Annotated in this window: 18 protein-coding genes; 11 read left to right on the forward strand and 7 right to left on the reverse strand. The window is 56.4% G+C overall.

Annotated features, from left to right (window positions below; genetic code table 11):
* Positions 1 to 149 precede the first annotated feature (149 nt).
* The 5 genes from AC1RN6_RS17200 to AC1RN6_RS17220 all read left to right on the forward strand — a co-directional run bounded on the left by AC1RN6_RS17200 (position 150) and on the right by AC1RN6_RS17220 (position 3,442).
* Positions 150 to 332, forward strand: coding sequence for a hypothetical protein (locus tag AC1RN6_RS17200; RefSeq protein ID WP_493006658.1), 183 nt, complete (start codon positions 150 to 152; stop codon positions 330 to 332).
* Positions 333 to 461: 129 nt separating this feature from the next.
* Positions 462 to 716 carry a YjfB family protein gene (locus tag AC1RN6_RS17205; protein WP_493006659.1) on the forward strand — a complete coding sequence of 85 codons (255 nt, stop codon included), beginning with the start codon at positions 462 to 464 and terminating at the stop codon, positions 714 to 716.
* A 208-nt stretch (positions 717 to 924) separates the two neighbouring features.
* Positions 925 to 1,215: a helix-turn-helix transcriptional regulator gene (locus tag AC1RN6_RS17210; RefSeq protein ID WP_493006660.1), complete on the forward strand. Its 291-nt coding sequence runs from the start codon at positions 925 to 927 to the stop codon at positions 1,213 to 1,215.
* Entirely contained in the window at positions 1,212 to 2,537 is a 1,326-nt protein-coding gene (locus AC1RN6_RS17215) for a type II toxin-antitoxin system HipA family toxin (RefSeq protein WP_493006661.1), read from the forward strand. Before AC1RN6_RS17210 ends, AC1RN6_RS17215 begins: the two co-directional genes overlap by 4 nt.
* Positions 2,534 to 3,442: a pseudouridine synthase gene (locus AC1RN6_RS17220; protein WP_493006662.1), complete on the forward strand. Its 909-nt coding sequence runs from the start codon at positions 2,534 to 2,536 to the stop codon at positions 3,440 to 3,442. The genes AC1RN6_RS17215 and AC1RN6_RS17220 overlap by 4 nt, the downstream gene beginning before the upstream one ends.
* Positions 3,443 to 3,467: 25 nt before the next feature.
* Here AC1RN6_RS17220 and AC1RN6_RS17225 read toward each other — a convergent pair whose 3' ends face one another.
* Together AC1RN6_RS17225 and AC1RN6_RS17230 are read right to left on the reverse strand one after the other, a co-directional pair.
* Complete coding sequence (locus AC1RN6_RS17225) at positions 3,468 to 4,529, reverse strand: M29 family metallopeptidase (RefSeq protein ID WP_493006663.1); 1,062 nt, start codon at positions 4,527 to 4,529, stop codon at positions 3,468 to 3,470.
* Positions 4,530 to 4,709: 180 nt separating this feature from the next.
* Positions 4,710 to 5,507: an SDR family NAD(P)-dependent oxidoreductase gene (locus AC1RN6_RS17230; protein ID WP_493006664.1), complete on the reverse strand. Its 798-nt coding sequence runs from the start codon at positions 5,505 to 5,507 to the stop codon at positions 4,710 to 4,712.
* Positions 5,508 to 5,651: 144 nt separating this feature from the next.
* On the opposite strand from AC1RN6_RS17230, the gene AC1RN6_RS17235 reads away from it, so the two are divergent.
* Together AC1RN6_RS17235 and AC1RN6_RS17240 are read left to right on the forward strand one after the other, a co-directional pair.
* Complete coding sequence (locus tag AC1RN6_RS17235) at positions 5,652 to 6,146, forward strand: MarR family winged helix-turn-helix transcriptional regulator (protein WP_493006665.1); 495 nt, start codon at positions 5,652 to 5,654, stop codon at positions 6,144 to 6,146.
* A gap of 90 nt (positions 6,147 to 6,236) precedes the next feature.
* Positions 6,237 to 7,139, forward strand: coding sequence for a cupin-like domain-containing protein (locus AC1RN6_RS17240; RefSeq protein ID WP_493006931.1), 903 nt, complete (start codon positions 6,237 to 6,239; stop codon positions 7,137 to 7,139).
* 20 nt (positions 7,140 to 7,159) lie between these two features.
* Here AC1RN6_RS17240 and AC1RN6_RS17245 read toward each other — a convergent pair whose 3' ends face one another.
* The gene (locus AC1RN6_RS17245; protein WP_493006666.1) at positions 7,160 to 7,849 is read right to left on the reverse strand and encodes a GNAT family N-acetyltransferase; all 690 of its coding nucleotides are present in this window, start codon (positions 7,847 to 7,849) and stop codon (positions 7,160 to 7,162) included.
* A 264-nt stretch (positions 7,850 to 8,113) separates the two neighbouring features.
* Between AC1RN6_RS17245 and AC1RN6_RS17250 the strand changes: the two genes are divergently transcribed.
* The 3 genes from AC1RN6_RS17250 (at position 8,114) to AC1RN6_RS17260 (ending at position 10,301) form a co-directional block, all read left to right on the forward strand.
* Complete coding sequence (locus AC1RN6_RS17250; protein WP_493006667.1) at positions 8,114 to 9,301, forward strand: glycerophosphodiester phosphodiesterase family protein; 1,188 nt, start codon at positions 8,114 to 8,116, stop codon at positions 9,299 to 9,301.
* 165 nt (positions 9,302 to 9,466) lie between these two features.
* Positions 9,467 to 9,811: an ArsR/SmtB family transcription factor gene (locus AC1RN6_RS17255; RefSeq protein WP_493006668.1), complete on the forward strand. Its 345-nt coding sequence runs from the start codon at positions 9,467 to 9,469 to the stop codon at positions 9,809 to 9,811.
* Entirely contained in the window at positions 9,801 to 10,301 is a 501-nt protein-coding gene (locus AC1RN6_RS17260) for an SRPBCC family protein (protein WP_493006669.1), read from the forward strand. The genes AC1RN6_RS17255 and AC1RN6_RS17260 overlap by 11 nt, the downstream gene beginning before the upstream one ends.
* A 32-nt stretch (positions 10,302 to 10,333) precedes the next feature.
* On the opposite strand, the gene map is transcribed toward AC1RN6_RS17260, so the two are convergent.
* From map to argC, 3 genes are all read right to left on the reverse strand, one after another.
* Positions 10,334 to 11,131 carry a type I methionyl aminopeptidase gene (gene map / locus AC1RN6_RS17265; protein WP_493006670.1) on the reverse strand — a complete coding sequence of 266 codons (798 nt, stop codon included), beginning with the start codon at positions 11,129 to 11,131 and terminating at the stop codon, positions 10,334 to 10,336.
* A gap of 5 nt (positions 11,132 to 11,136) precedes the next feature.
* Positions 11,137 to 11,364 carry a ParD-like family protein gene (locus AC1RN6_RS17270; RefSeq protein WP_493006671.1) on the reverse strand — a complete coding sequence of 76 codons (228 nt, stop codon included), beginning with the start codon at positions 11,362 to 11,364 and terminating at the stop codon, positions 11,137 to 11,139.
* A gap of 154 nt (positions 11,365 to 11,518) precedes the next feature.
* Positions 11,519 to 12,448 (reverse strand): N-acetyl-gamma-glutamyl-phosphate reductase, encoded by a 930-nt coding sequence (argC, locus tag AC1RN6_RS17275; RefSeq protein WP_493006672.1) that lies wholly within the window; start codon positions 12,446 to 12,448, stop codon positions 11,519 to 11,521.
* A gap of 155 nt (positions 12,449 to 12,603) precedes the next feature.
* Here argC and AC1RN6_RS17280 point away from each other — a divergent pair, with 155 nt between their 5' ends.
* Positions 12,604 to 13,488, forward strand: a complete 885-nt coding sequence (locus AC1RN6_RS17280) for a LysR family transcriptional regulator (protein ID WP_493006673.1) — start codon at positions 12,604 to 12,606, stop codon at positions 13,486 to 13,488.
* A 14-nt stretch (positions 13,489 to 13,502) separates the two neighbouring features.
* Here the strand turns inward: AC1RN6_RS17280 and AC1RN6_RS17285 are convergent, their stop codons facing one another.
* Positions 13,503 to 14,207 (reverse strand): GntR family transcriptional regulator, encoded by a 705-nt coding sequence (locus AC1RN6_RS17285; RefSeq protein WP_493006674.1) that lies wholly within the window; start codon positions 14,205 to 14,207, stop codon positions 13,503 to 13,505.
* Between the last annotated feature and the right edge of the window lie 190 nt (positions 14,208 to 14,397).

Consider the following 14,397-nt stretch of genomic DNA (forward strand, 5'->3'; position numbering starts at 1 on the left):
GGGAGCGATCTGTTTGGGCGAATTGCTGCGTTACGAATCAGGGGCAAGACGCCCGGTCTTGCCCCTGATTCGCGCCTTGCACTTCATCGCAAGCAGGGCAAGCTCGCACTCGTGCCTATAGATGAAATGAGTTCTAGAAAGGAGTCATCATGGAGATCGCATCTCTGGCAACTGGTGTCGCAACCGCTTGGCTGGCGAAAAAAGCCGTAGAAGGAATCGGACTGGATCTGACAAAAGTGGCCAATCATGTTGTTGATGATGTCGTCGCTCTCGTCAGCCCAGCCTTGCCAGCCAATCCAAATATAGGCCGTCTCGTTAACACCAAGGCCTGAGGGGGAAACCCGGCGCATCAGGGTTCATTTTTTGAAATCGCATCCTCGTGATGCGATTTTTTTTGCCTGCATATTTCGCTAACTATTTGTTTTATTGGCAATAATTAGAAAGTATTTTTGTAAAAAATCTTGATTGGCGTAAAGAAATACGGAAATATGTCGTTAAGAAATGCAGTCATTCAAGGAGTCGTCATGGATATTGGAAACATTCCCGCCGTTGCATCGGCATTGTCCGCTGCTGAAACTGCCGATGCAGTCAGCATGACCATGTTGAAAAAAGCATTGGATACGCAAGCTTCTGCGGCTATCGGCGTGTTGCAAGCATTGCCGCCGCCACTGCCGGCCAATCCGAATATTGGCCGCAACGTTAATACTGTGGCCTGATCGACGATCACCACGATATCGGCTGATTGGTTTTACTAAAATCGCTCCTTGTGGGCGATTTTTTGTTTTGTGCCTTCAGGGATTGAAGGAGATTTATTTTGCATAATAAATTAGTCATTTAATATAATTGACTAATTAAATATGTATTTCCTTGATTTTTTCAAAATGCATAATAAAATGGTCTTTAAGATCATCTGTACAATTTATTATGCATTCTATTCAAGGCCTTGGCGCACGCATCCGCGAAGTACGCAAATCTCAGAAGCTCAGTTCGGCCAATCTGGCCGAGCGTAGCGGTATACACCGCAATACGCTGCAAGCGCTGGAAACCGGCAAAGGCAACATCGAACTCAGCAAGCTGCTTTCAATCTGCAGCGAGCTTGGTCTGGAGCTGTTGCTGGTGCCGCAGGAAGTCTCCGCACAACGCGCCGCCGAAGGCGAAGGCGCGCGTACCGAGCTGTCCGAACGCTTGCATCAATTGATGAGGAGCGCGCCATGAGCATGTTGCGTTCACTGCGAATCCGCCTGGGGGTGACCGAAGTCGGTTCCTTGTTTGCCTTGGACGATGGCCGCGTTTATTTCCGTTTCGACGATGCGTATGCGGTCGATGCGCAGCGGCCGGTGCTGTCGCAGTTGTACCGCGCATCGAGCGAAGACCGTACCGTGGCGCAGTTGCTCAATCCCGCTCTGGACGTCAATCGCGGAGACGGCAAGGGCGGTTTGCCGCCGTTCTTCCAGAACCTGCTGCCCGAAGGCCAACTGCGCAAGCATCTGATCGAACGCGCGGGTTTGGCTCCTGATGATGAATTCGGTTTGCTGGCCTTTTGCGGCAAGGATTTGCCTGGCGACGTCTCCGCGCTGTCGGAAAACCTCGACGACGCGCATCTCGGCCGCCTGATCGGGCAGGGCCGCGATAGCTATGAAATGAGTGCAGGGCAGTTGCCGACGCCGGACGGAGAGTCGATTTCCGGCGTGCAGCCCAAGATCGGTCTGGTGCGCGCTTCAGGCGGGCGCTATGTGATGCGCTCCAAGGATGCGCAGGGCGCGCACTTCATCGGCAAGCTGCCGGCGTCCGATTATCCGCACATGCCGGAGGTGGAGTTCTCGTCGCTGGCGCTGGCGCGCGCGGCCGGCGTGCAAGTCTGCGACCACGAGCTGGTGCCGCTGACGGCGATTGCCGACCGCCTGCCGTTCGGCTTGCGCAGCGATGCTGAAAACTTCCTGCTGATCCACAGATTCGACCGCGATGCAGGCACGCCGACCGGGCGTCTGCACATGGAAGACTTCGCCCAGATCACCGGCACGCCGGCAGCAGCCAAATATGCCGGGACGTACGCGGCGCTGGGCGTGGTGTTGCTGGAGCGCAGCGTTAAAGGGGAGGACGATCTTTTTGAACTGCTGCGCCGGATCAAGGTGAACGAGTTGCTCGGTAATTTCGATGCGCACCTGAAGAATTTCAGCATGTTGTACCGCACGTCGCAGGCAGCGGAGCTATCGCCTGCCTACGATATCGTCGCGTATTCCGCCTATCTGGCCGGGCACGGTCACGCACTGGCGTTTGCGCCGGGAGAAAAGGCGCGGCAGCTGCTCACGCCCGCGGTTCTGCGTGAACTGGCCAATATCTGGAGCATCCCGGAACCGAAGCTGCAAATGGTTCTGGTCGACACGGTCGAACGCGCCATGCAAAGCTGGCCCGAACTGCTGCGCACATTGCCGCTCACCGACACCCAGCGCGCGCGCATCAAAGCGCATCTGGACACCAATCCCAGCGTCATCGCATGGCAACGCCGTGCCGCGCGCAAGCTCACCGGCAAGGCATGAAACCGAAAGCACCTCTGCCGTTGAAAGACGGCGTTGCGCCGAGTTATCTGTGGCTGCAGCAAGACCCGGGTTTGTGGGACGGTATCGGCATGCTGGCGTTTTTGCGCGAGCGCTTCCCTGCGATTAGCGAGGAAGCCTGGCGCCAGCGTATGGCGCGTGGCGAAGTCATGAACCAGCGAGGTGAAATTCTCACGCCAATGTCGCCTTACCGGCGCGGCGACTGCATCTTTTATTACCGCGACCTGGACGGCAGCGAAGAGGCGATTCCCTTCGAAGAGGCCATCCTGCATCAGGACGAGCATCTGCTGGTAGTCGACAAACCGCATTTCGTGCCGGTGACCCCGACCGGGCGCTTCCTGCACGAGAGTCTGCTGGTGCGTCTTAAGAAGAAAACCGGACTGGCCGATCTCACGCCAATCCACCGGCTCGATCGCGAGACCGCCGGCGTCATCATCTTTTCGCACAATCCGGACAGCCGCGGCGCGTATCAGTCGATGTTCCAGCAGCGAACTATGGACAAGACTTACGAGGCGCTGGCAGGTCTCCTTGAGGGGCGGGACTTCCCGTTTGTTTATCGCAGCCGTCTGGTTGATGCAGACAAGTTCTTCCTGATGCGCGAAGAGGCCGGCGAACCGAATTCAGAAACCCATATCGATCTGATCGAGCGGCAAGGCGGCCAGGCGCTATACAGGCTCAATCCTGTGACCGGGCGCAAGCATCAGCTGCGCGTGCACATGGCCGCGCTTGGGATTCCCATCCTCAACGACAATTTTTATCCGCATACTGTGCCTGCGGGCGTGGAGGACAATTACGACATGCCGCTGAAACTGCTGGCGCGTTCAATCGCCTTTACCGATCCCTTGAGCGGGGATGTGCGCTATTTTGAGAGTCTGAGAAAACTTTGATGACAATTTTTACCGATTTGAAAGATCAGACCTGCCAGGCCCCATCCCGATACACCAGCTCATCATCAAGGTACACCGCCTCCGTCACTGCAAACACGTCGATGTGATAGCGCGCCGTGGTACGCCTGATATTAGGCTTGCTGTAGACCCCGTGTTTGGCGCCGAGTGACAGATGGATACCGCACATCCGCTCGTAAGTGCCAATGTCGTCGACCATGCGTTCCCGTGAAAATGCGCGGTTCATGCCAAAGCCAAGTTCACGCAGCCATACCTCGCCCTCATCAGCCCGAATCTTCTCCAGCACCTGATCGAAATCCGGCGTGGAGTCGATCACTTCGCTCACGCGGCCTTTGGTAATCACCAATGTGATGGCTTGCTCCGGCTTGTTCACCCGGAATGAGGTGTCGCCAAAAACAAAAATGCGTACGCGTCCGTTCACTGCTTCCAGATCTTGAGATTCAGTAAACACCTCGCCGATGGGGAACTGGCCGCCGACGTTGTTCATCTCGCTGTAGTCGCCGATGTTCAGTTTTGCCGGCTCAAACGGCGCAGCGAAGACCAGACGCTCACCACCGCTGTCAACTATGCCGCCACATGCACGATCAATGCGGGCTTTCAGGGCGTAGCCGACATCACGGTAATACGCCGGGTCGTAGGCCAGCGACGCGATATAGTAGTCGGCTTGCAGGCCGGGCATGCGCGACAAGTGGGGATGTTCGATCACCTTGAGCGAACGTTTGAAGAGTTCGACGCGCAGGCGGAAAGCCTCAAGACGAAAATTGGTGGATTGAATCAGTATCACCAGATCGTCAGGAGCAAGCAGGGCAAAGGCGGCCAGGACTGCGTCAGGTGCAACCGTATCAAAATTGATGAAGCGCGCAGTCGGCAGGCAACGCCGATAGGCTTCGGTCAAAGCGGCGGCGAGATCGCAGCGGGTATCGAATACCACCACTGCGGCATGCGTGAGTCCATGCCCGATCGCAATGCTGAGGATATCGCTCAGATGTTCTTGCGCAGTATCAACCGACTCCCTGGCGATGGCGCCGAAGGAGGGCGTGGCTGATTCTTGGTTGTCTAATGGGAGCATCGTCAATGTATTGCGTCAGGAAGTCAGGGAGAGGTCATTTAAGTGGCGACCTTCACAAGGGCGCACTATTTCCTGCCAGGCCTGCATTTTAATCGACATTGGATGGCGTCTATCACACCGGGACTATAGAGGAGCGGCGCATTTCGCCAAACAAAAGGTGGAAATCGCCGCTCATCCTGACTACGCCTTGTAGCGCGGCGCCGGCGTACCGACCTGGGTGGCGGCGAACAGGGTAGCGCGCGCGGTGTCAAAAGCGGTCCACAAGGAGCCGTCGGCGACTGAAGGCCACGTTACGGGTTCATTCATGTCAAGACCTTTGAGTGCAGCGTCAACGCAATCTTCTGCGCTCATCACACTATCCTGGTTCAGGGCTGAAAGAGGAATGCCGGAGACGCCTTCCGTCCAGATCTCCGTTGCTGTTGATGCAGGCAGCACGACCTGAACCTTCACGCCGGTATTGGCTAACTCACCTTGGAGTCCGCGACTAAACGCCAATACATAAGCCTTGGTTCCGCTATAGACAGAACTGATTGGGAGCGAATGAACAGCCAGCACTGAAGCAATGTTGACGATGACGCCATCGTTGCGCGAGATAAATCCAGGAAGCACGGCCTGGGTAAGGCGCGTTAACGCAGTGATGTTCAGGGAAAGTTGCGAATCGGTATCCGAAGAAGAACTTTGAGCAAATGGACGCAATCTTGCCAAGCCTGCATTGTTCACCAGCATGTGCACACTGCCATTGTTGCGCAATGCACTTTCGACTCTGGCCAGATCGGTTTCTTTTTCGAGATCGGCGGCAAGGACTTGCACGGTTATTCCGTACGTGCCGGACAGTTTTTCTGACAGTGCGGCCAGACGATCAGCACGGCGCGCCACCAGAATGAGATCGTAACCTCGTGCTGCCAGGCGATCGGCATATACGGCGCCGAGGCCTGACGATGCGCCTGTGACTACAGCGCTCTTTTTGGAAGCAGACATATATTCTCCATTGATTAACTTGAGTGCTCAATTATTTAATTGAGGGCTCAAGTATATAATCAAGCGAATAGTACTTGTCAATAGTCTTGTACTCAACCATTCTTGCGATATTGAAAAAACTTTGAAATGAAGGCTGTGAGCAACATGCGCAAAGCGAAAAGCGAAGCGAAAAATGTCTTTGAAGTCCTGGCTTGCACCAATACCGCAATGAGGCGTGCAGCCAGAAGGCTTGGAAACCTGTATGACGATGCACTTGCTCCATTGGGATTGAAGGCGACCCAGGTAAGTTTATTGTCGGAAATAGAGCGGTTGGCGGCAGCAAACGAAGGCAAGGCTCCCTCTTTGCAAGATCTCGCGACAAAACTCTCGATTCAGATTTCTGCTGTTACGCATGCATTAAAACCACTTATCAGAGACGGACTCGTCGAGTTGCAGCCTGACGAGGTGGACAGGAGAACTAAACGGGGAGTTCTGACGCCTGCCGGTGCTGGTCGCCTGCAAGAAGCCCTCACGTACTGGGCCAAGGCGAATCAACGGGTCGAGGATGTACTGGGTGCGGATTCCGCAGCGGCATTGCGGAATCTCGCGGATCATGTGGCATCAGACGAATTCCTTGAGCAATTCCATCAAGGCAGATAAAACAGGAATTGATTTGAAGACGCAACCTGCACCCGCCAGATGAAGTACGACAATCCAGCAGACGATAAGCAAGAGCAACGAGGCATCGGGATGCGCCAATCGTCGCGACAACTGCCGCCCCGGCCATCGCCGACAGGTTTGTCGGCCGAAGATGCCATTGCAAGAAAACACGCACAGGAGCAGCGGGACGCACGGGTTCGCGGTGTCACTTCCATAGATGAAATGCGCGAATCAATCAAGCGCGCTAGTCGCAATCTGCAACGCATTTCGGAAGTGCCTCGGGTGGGACGGCTCGACGCGGCAGCATTTCAGCAGCGTGCAAAGGACGGACTGCCATTCGTTGTCACCGGGATTGTCGGTAAATGGCCTTTGTCCACGCTGACGCCGCAGACCTTGCGCGATCGCTTTGGCGGAGTGCACGTGCGGGCGAGGGTGGGGGACTATGTCAATACTGCTTTTGCGTCTGACCGGGCAATGCAGGACATGTCTTTGCTTGCCTACCTTGATCTCGTCGCGAACGACACGCACGACCTGCCGCCCTATGTGGGCAATCTGGCGCTCCGTGAATTGAACAGCTTGTGCCACTGGCCGGCTTATTTCAAGAAAATGGGACCGCCGCGATTCTGGCTTGGTCCTTCAGGAACGGTGACGCCGCTGCATTGCGACTATGACGACAATATCTTTGCGCAGATATGGGGTAGCAAGCGTATCTTCCTGTCGCCGCCGCATCACGATCAATTCCTCTATCCGCGCGAGGCAAACGCCATTTTGTTCGGTTCGCCGTTCGATCCCGAGGCGCCGGACTTTGAGAAGTTTCCGCTTGCGCGTCAGGCGGCGATGATCGAATGCATCATGCAACCGGGCGAACTTCTCTATGTGCCGGCGGGGTGGTATCACCAGGTACGCTCGCTGACTTTTTCGTTGTCGGCAAATCGATGGGCCAGGGCGCTGCCGTTGGCGCTGGATGGTGATGAGTCGCTGAAGATCGGTTGACGGACCGATTGCTCAGGGAATCATTTCGGTGTGAGTCGATAGAGCTGGAAGTGTTGCCGCACCTCGAAACCGAGTTTTTCGTACAAGGAGATGGCGTCTGGGTTGTGTGCAAACACGTGCAGGAAGGGCGTGTCGCCTCGTGACTGGATTTCTCCACGCAGGATGTTGATCAATCTGCCGGCCAGGCCTTTGCCGCGATGTTCGTCATCCACGCAAACGGCGCTGATTTCGGTATGTCCATCCACGCGCATGCGTTCTCCGGCCATCGCGATGAGTTGTCCTTCGTGACGCACGCCAATGTAGCTGCCCATTTCGCATGTTCGCTTACCGAATGGCCCTGGTTTAGTCTTCTCGGTCAAGGCGATCATGTCCGGTACATCCTTTTCTTCCAGCCGAATGACATCGGTGCTTGTGCCGCCGCTTGGCGAGCCCACGTCGATCATCTGAAGAAGGGTGCCAGGCGACTCCATCATCAGGCCGTCGATCTCAGGCAGAGAAACAAGCGAGGGGAACACGACGAATCCACTCGATCTTGTCAGCGTCACCAGTTCGCGGATGGACTCTTCGGTAAGTGTTTCTACTGCTGCAAACGGTGCTACGTCGGTACGATAGCGAAACGCGTGACGGGCGCCTTCGCGCAAGTCTGCTTGTCTGGTGGTGAGCGCTGCCCAGGTGGCGTTATCGAGAGTGTGTGGGTTCTGTTTGTTCATGGTGAAGTCGGCGCCGGTCTGGTCGTGGTCTGAGAGGATAGCGAAAATCTATAGGCAGCATGATTCTAGATCGTTTCAGGCAGCGGCGTTGTTGAGGCGGCAAGCAATGACCGCGACCTGCGCCGAAGTCATATCAAGGTCACATAAATACGGTCTACTTTTCGCGCAGACCTGATCCGCAGGAAAGCCGCTGTTAAGGTGATTTCTGCTTAAGGTGCTTTTCATTTATCGCAGGCGAGACCAACCGTTAAGAAAAGAGAACTCATGATCCGCAAGTCGACTGTATTTTCACTTTCATTCATTGCCGCGGCAGCCCTGATCGCCGGATGCGCCGGCCCGCAGGGAGCAACCGCAGATATCAAGACCCTGGATGGCAAAGCGCCATTGGTCATCGGCCACCGTGGTTTGCCAGGCTTGTATCCGGAAGAAATCATCGCAGGTTATCAGGCTGCCATTGCCGCCGGCACCGATGCATTGGAAATGGACCTGATGTCATCCAGCGACGGTGTGCTGTTCGTTTGCCATAACCCTTTCCTGAGCGATACCACCGATGTGGCCGATCATCCCGAATTCGCATCGCGCAAGAAAGCGCGCACCGTGGACGGCGTGGCGGTTCCTCCGGACTGGTACATCAGTGATTTCACGGCGGCCGAGTTGAAGACCTTGCGCGTCAAGCAACCGGTCGCCGTTCGCAGCCATCAATACGACGGCAAGTACCCATTGGCGACCTTCCAGGAGGTTATCGACCTTGCCAAAGCGACACGCGCCGCAAATCCGTCCAGCAAGCTGCTGGTCTACCCGGAAACCAAGAACCCGATCTTCCAGCGTTTGCTGGGCGTGCCGCTGGAAGAAAAGCTGCTGGCCATGATCGACAAAGAAGGCTGGAACAGCTTCGATGCGCCGATCATCGTGCAGTCGTTCGAACCGGAAAGCCTGAAGATGATGCGCCGCCTTGGCCTGAAAACGCGCGCCGTGCAACTGATGGACGGCGACGGCATCAACTTCAAGAACGGCACATTGACCTACAATTCGCCTGACACGGCCAAGCCATATTCGTGGCTGCAGCATGGCGATCCGCGGACATTCGCGGCAATGGCGACACCGGAAGGACTGGCTGAAATCAAGACCTATGCCGACGGTATCGGCCCGTGGAAGGTATACATCATTTCGGCGCAGGGAGTGGATGCTGCAGGCAATCCGGTCAAGTCACTGAGCCAGGCATCGAACATGGCGCCGACTTCACTGGTTGCCGATGCGCATCGACTGGGGCTGTTCGTGCATCCTTTCACATTCCGTGACGAAGCTACGCGTCTGACCGATACCTACAAGGGTGATCCGAAGGCGGAATACAAAGCTTTTTTTGATGCCGGCGTGGATGGCGTGTTTACCGACTTCAGCGGTACCGGCAGGGCGGCGCTGAATGAATGGCTGGCGGCGAAGAAATCCAGGTAAGCCTGATCAGCAATCAGCGATGTAAAAAAGCCCGCCTGCGCGGGCTTTTTTGCGGACGGGCCGCTACGCCATAAAGCACGCCTACGAGATCCAGGGAAAAACACCAAGGCAAAATCTTCATTAAATAGTTTGCCAAATGGAGAAGTATTTATTATAGTTCTCCATATGGAAAACTATTCTTCATCACTCAACGACGTATTCCACGCATTGGCCGACCCTACCAGGCGATCGGTGATTGCGAGGCTCGGTAACGGCTCGGCTTCCATCAAAGAGCTTGCGGAGCCCTACGGATTGGGGCTGCCTTCCTTCCTGAAGCACATCAAGGTCCTGGAAAGCAGCGGCCTCATTGCGTCAGAGAAAGTAGGGCGGGTGCGAACCTGCAAGTTGAAACGCGGGACGTTGACCGCCGCTCAGAAATGGTTTGATGAGCAGCGCGCGGTCTGGGAAAGCCGATACGACAATCTCGATAATTTATTAATGACCCTGAAAGGCGAAAACGATGAAAGCTGATCTTCAATTTGACTTCCTTGTCGACAAAGTGAAAAACACCATCACGGTCAAAAGAGAGTTTGCAGCCAAGCGACAACTGGTGTGGGACTGCTATACGAAAAGCGAACTTCTGGATCGGTGGTTTGCGCCCAAGCCTTTGACCACGAAAACCAAGTCCATGGATTTCAGCGAAGGCGGGCACTGGCACTACGCGATGGTCGAACCCAATGGACAGGAGTACTGGGGCCGCATGGACTATCAGACCATCCGACCGATCGACGGCTATACATCGCTTGACGGCTTTTCCGACGAGACCGGCGCAGTGAATCCGAACCTGCCGAGGTCTACATGGAATATCAGCTTCTCGGATGCGGCCACACATACGCTGGTGGAGACGGTCGTTTCCTACGCGTCGCCGCAGGCACTCCAGCAAGTTATCGACATGGGGTTGCAGGCAGGCTTGACCTCGACGCTGGAACGACTGGACGAGCTTCTGCTGGTTCTGAACTGAAGAGTGAACTGAGTACGGAAAGACACTCCGGATTACAAATTGGGGATGGGTATCGGAGAGTAGTCTCCATATCCATCCGGCCACGGCGTCAGCACTTCAAAGCCGCTTTCCGTGACGGCAACCATATGTTCCCATTGCGCGGATAAAGAGTGGTCCTTGGTCACGACGGTCCAGCCGTCCGGCAGTTCTTTGGTATGCCGCTTGCCGGCGTTGATCATGGGTTCAATCGTGAACACCATCCCCGTCTGAAGCTTCAGGCCTTCGCCCGGTCGGCCGTAGTGCAGCACCTGCAGATCTTCATGATAGATCTTGCCGATGCCGTGACCGCAATACTCGCGGACCACGCTGAAACCTTCCTTGTGCGCCACCGATTGGATGGCGTAACCCACATCACCCAGGGTTGCACCCGGCCGCACGGCAAGTATCCCTGCGCGCATCGCTTCGTAAGTCGTATTGACCAGACGCCTGGACAAGATGCCGGGTTCACCCACAAAATACATGCGGCTGGTATCGCCATGCCATCCATCTTTGGTCAGGGCCACGTCGATATTGACGATGTCGCCGTTCTTCAAGGCCTTGTCGGAAGGTATGCCGTGGCAGATCACGTGATTGACCGAAGTACAAATCGTTTTGGGATAGCCGCGATAGCCCACATTGATGGGTACCGCCTGCAGAACATTGACGATGTAGTCGTGACATAGCCGGTCCAGCTCGTTGGTCGTGACGCCGGGACGAACGTGTTCGGCAATCATGCTCAGGACTTGCGCCGCCAATGCGCCGGACTTGCGCAGCATCGCAATGTCGGATGGCGATTTGATGATGACTTGCATGGCCGTCAGGCTTTCTCAAGCGACAGGGTGATTTCCTGGGGCGATTCCCCGGCCTGCTTCTCGGCTTCGATGAGTTTCTGGCAGATCTCGCTATAGCAAAGACCTGGATTCAGTTCGGCCATCATGCCGACGCGCAGCCAGTGCTCGGCCTGCGAATTGATCGAGCGGCTCATTGCGCCGCTGGTAAGGCGCAGATTCGTATGCATCTGCTCAGTGATTTTAACGATTCCCATAAGATGCCTGTTTATATGAGTTGTATATAAAGCGTATATGAATCGTATATTATCACGGCGATGCCGAGTGTGCAGGCAGGCGCCGGCAACACAATGAAAAAGCCCCACAATAGCAGGGCTTTTTACTGAAGCTGAAACGAAATACCGTTATCGATCAGCCGTGTGCCAGCATCAGATCCAGATTCTGCACCGCCGCACCGGATGCGCCTTTGCCGAGATTGTCGAACACCGCCGACAGCAGCACATGTCCGTGCTCTTCATTGATGAACGCCGCCAATTCCATGTTGTTGGTGTTGTTCAGCGCCTGTGGATTGAGCTGGGTCAGCGTTTTGCTTTCTTCCAGTGAAATCACGCGTACGTATTGGGAGTTCGCGTAATGGCTGTTCAATGCGGCGTGCAGCTGCTCGCCTGTTACGCCAGACGCCAGCAGACGCAGTTCCAGCGGCACGGTCAGGACGATGCCCTGGCGGAAGGCGCCATAGGCCGGTACGAAGATCGGACGGTGATCCAGTCCCGTGTAGCGTTGCATCTCGGGCGGGTGTTTGTGCGCGAGGGCGGTGCCATAGACCTGAAAGGCGGGAGCCTGCGCAGCCGATGGCCCTTCGTACTGTTCGACGGAAGGGCGGCCGCCACCCGAATAGCCTGATACCGCGTGTACGCTGATCGGATAGTCGCGCGGCAGCAAGCCCGCTTGTATCAAGGGACGCAGCAGGCCGATTGCGCCGGTCGGGTAGCAGCCGGGATTGGTGACACGTTTGGCGGCGGCGATCAGTTGCGCTTGTCCGGCATCCAGTTCAGGGAATCCATACACCCAGCCCTCGGTGGTGCGATGGGCGGAGCTGGCGTCGATCACGCGCACGGACGGATTTTCGATGGTTGCGACGGCTTCCTTCGCTGCGGCGTCGGGCAGGCAGAGGATCGCAATATCGGCTGCATTGATCGCTTCGGCGCGGCGTAACGGATCTTTGCGTTCTGCTGCGGGCAGCGTGACCAGTTGGATGTCGCTGCGGTTGCGCAGGCGTTCGTGGATTTGCAGGCCGGTAGTGCCCTGGTCGCCGTCGATGAAAACAAGAGGAGAAGCCATGATCGAGATCCTTTGGTTAACAACAAACACAAAAAAGTACAAAAGAAAGAAGCTGAGCCTGATCTTGCGCGCATTGATAGAATAGGAAAAGTTGAATTTAATAATGATAATGTTCAGTTTTTCTGATCTTTGAAAGATCCGAGAGGAAAACACCAATGCGGGAAATCAATCTTGACCGTCTGCGCACCCTGGTCGCCATTGCCGATCTCGGCTCTTTCGCCGAAGCCGCACGCGTGCTGCATCTGGCGCCACCGACCATCAGCCTGCATATTGCCGATCTGGAAGAGCGCATCGGCGCCGCGCTGCTGTCGCGCAAGCGTGGACAGGTGCGTCCCACCACGATAGGCGAGACGCTGATCGAACGCGCGCGGCGTTTGCTGGCCGATGCCGAGCAGGCGCTGCAGGATGTGCAGCGGCAAGTGCAGGGGCTGGCGGGGCGCGTACGCCTGGGAGCTTCCACCGGGGCGATCGCGCATCTGCTGCCGCAAGCTTTGGAAGTGCTGGGACAGGATCATCCCGGTATCGATGTGCAGGTCGAAGTGCTGACCTCGCAAGAGACGCTGACCCGTTTGAATGAGGGAACGCTGGATGTCGGCCTGGTCGCCTTGCCGCAGTCGCCGATGGCGCGGCTATCGGTCCAGCCGTGGCGGCGCGACCCGGTGATGGCCTTCTTGCCGGCGGACTGGCGCTGCCCCGCGCGCGTCACGCCGGAATGGCTGGCGGCGCAAAAGCTGATTCTGAACGACTCGGGTACACGGCTTTCGCATCTGACGCAGGAATGGTTTGCCACCGGCGGACAACGGCCGGTGCCGCGCATTCAGCTCAATTACAACGATGCGATCAAGAGTCTGGTGGCGGCAGGCTATGGCGCTACCTTGCTGCCGCATGAGGAGGGCGCCTCGCTGCCGGATGCACGGATCCAGATGCGCCCCCTGAAGCCGACGCTATGGCGTCAGCTCGGCATTGCGCACCGCGCTGAAAATATCGAACGGCCGACGCAACATGTGCTTGATGTCTTGTGGGGATTCAGTCTGGATTAAGGCGCAGCCAGGCATCACGCCAGCGCATCGCTAAGCGACGGCTTCTCGCTATCCGGCGTCGACTTCAACTGGTGCAGCGATGCTACCAGGTCGGCAAAGCGTTGCCCCTGGACCATCACGTGCTGGCGCAGCAGTTCCACCGTGCGCTCGCTGTCGCCCGAGATGATGGCGTTGACCACGCCTTCGTGTTCGTCGTAAGACCTTTTCAGACGATCGCGCACGCGCAGCTGCAGACGGCGGTAGGGGCGCAGGCGGCGCTGCAGGACGCGCGCCTGCTCTTCGAGGAAGGCGTTGTGGCTGCCGGCGTAAATCTGGCCGTGAAAGTCTTCATTCTTGTAGAAATAGGTATCCGGATCGGCGGCGTCGCGTGCATCCTTGCAGGCCTGATGCGCTGCCATCAGCGCCGCGTGTTCGGCGGCCGACATGCGGCGTGCCGCCAGACGGCCGCACATGGCTTCCAGTTCCGCCATCACTTCAAACATTTCGATCAATTGCTGCGGGCCGATCTCGGCCACGATGGCCCCGCGCCGCGGCCGCATCACGATGATGCCCATCGACGCCAGCTGAATCAGCGCTTCGCGGATCGGCGTACGGGAGACGCCGAATTGCTCGGCCAGGACGGTTTCGTCCAGATGTTGGCCGGGCGTCAGCTTGCCGACGGCGATCAGCTCTTCAATCGATTCGCGCAGCGTCTCGGAACGCTTCTTTGGGGTATCCATAAGTGATATCAAGTATGCAATGAATCCATTCTAAATCATCTCAGGTGCTTGACAATGTATTTGTTTTGTAAGAACGTGTATACAAGAAAGATACATAAAAAAGCAAAGATAACAAAGCAAGTGCAGAGACAGCGTCGCAAGGCAGCTACAGACACCGTAGATGCGTAGCCTGGCGACGTCATGGCAAGAA

It is taken from the genome of Herbaspirillum sp. GW822-FHT03A08 (assembly GCF_058801885.1).

Bases quoted from the DNA above. Each gene is read 5' to 3' on its own strand.
- AC1RN6_RS17210 (WP_493006660.1), top strand. From the start codon at position 925: ATGCATTCTATTCAAGGCCTTGGCGCACGCATCCGCGAAGTACGCAAA.
- AC1RN6_RS17240 (WP_493006931.1), top strand. From the start codon at position 6,237: ATGCGCCAATCGTCGCGACAACTGCCGCCCCGGCCATCGCCGACAGGT.
- AC1RN6_RS17245 (WP_493006666.1), bottom strand. From the start codon at position 7,849: ATGAACAAACAGAACCCACACACTCTCGATAACGCCACCTGGGCAGCG.
- argC (WP_493006672.1), bottom strand. From the start codon at position 12,448: ATGGCTTCTCCTCTTGTTTTCATCGACGGCGACCAGGGCACTACCGGC.
- AC1RN6_RS17260 (WP_493006669.1), top strand. From the start codon at position 9,801: ATGAAAGCTGATCTTCAATTTGACTTCCTTGTCGACAAAGTGAAAAAC.
- AC1RN6_RS17235 (WP_493006665.1), top strand. From the start codon at position 5,652: ATGCGCAAAGCGAAAAGCGAAGCGAAAAATGTCTTTGAAGTCCTGGCT.
- AC1RN6_RS17280 (WP_493006673.1), top strand. From the start codon at position 12,604: ATGCGGGAAATCAATCTTGACCGTCTGCGCACCCTGGTCGCCATTGCC.
- AC1RN6_RS17230 (WP_493006664.1), bottom strand. From the start codon at position 5,507: ATGTCTGCTTCCAAAAAGAGCGCTGTAGTCACAGGCGCATCGTCAGGC.
- AC1RN6_RS17215 (WP_493006661.1), top strand. From the start codon at position 1,212: ATGAGCATGTTGCGTTCACTGCGAATCCGCCTGGGGGTGACCGAAGTC.
- AC1RN6_RS17200 (WP_493006658.1), top strand. From the start codon at position 150: ATGGAGATCGCATCTCTGGCAACTGGTGTCGCAACCGCTTGGCTGGCG.
- AC1RN6_RS17220 (WP_493006662.1), top strand. From the start codon at position 2,534: ATGAAACCGAAAGCACCTCTGCCGTTGAAAGACGGCGTTGCGCCGAGT.
- map (WP_493006670.1), bottom strand. From the start codon at position 11,131: ATGCAAGTCATCATCAAATCGCCATCCGACATTGCGATGCTGCGCAAG.
- AC1RN6_RS17225 (WP_493006663.1), bottom strand. From the start codon at position 4,529: ATGCTCCCATTAGACAACCAAGAATCAGCCACGCCCTCCTTCGGCGCC.
- AC1RN6_RS17255 (WP_493006668.1), top strand. From the start codon at position 9,467: ATGGAAAACTATTCTTCATCACTCAACGACGTATTCCACGCATTGGCC.
- AC1RN6_RS17285 (WP_493006674.1), bottom strand. From the start codon at position 14,207: ATGGATACCCCAAAGAAGCGTTCCGAGACGCTGCGCGAATCGATTGAA.
- AC1RN6_RS17270 (WP_493006671.1), bottom strand. From the start codon at position 11,364: ATGGGAATCGTTAAAATCACTGAGCAGATGCATACGAATCTGCGCCTT.
- AC1RN6_RS17250 (WP_493006667.1), top strand. From the start codon at position 8,114: ATGATCCGCAAGTCGACTGTATTTTCACTTTCATTCATTGCCGCGGCA.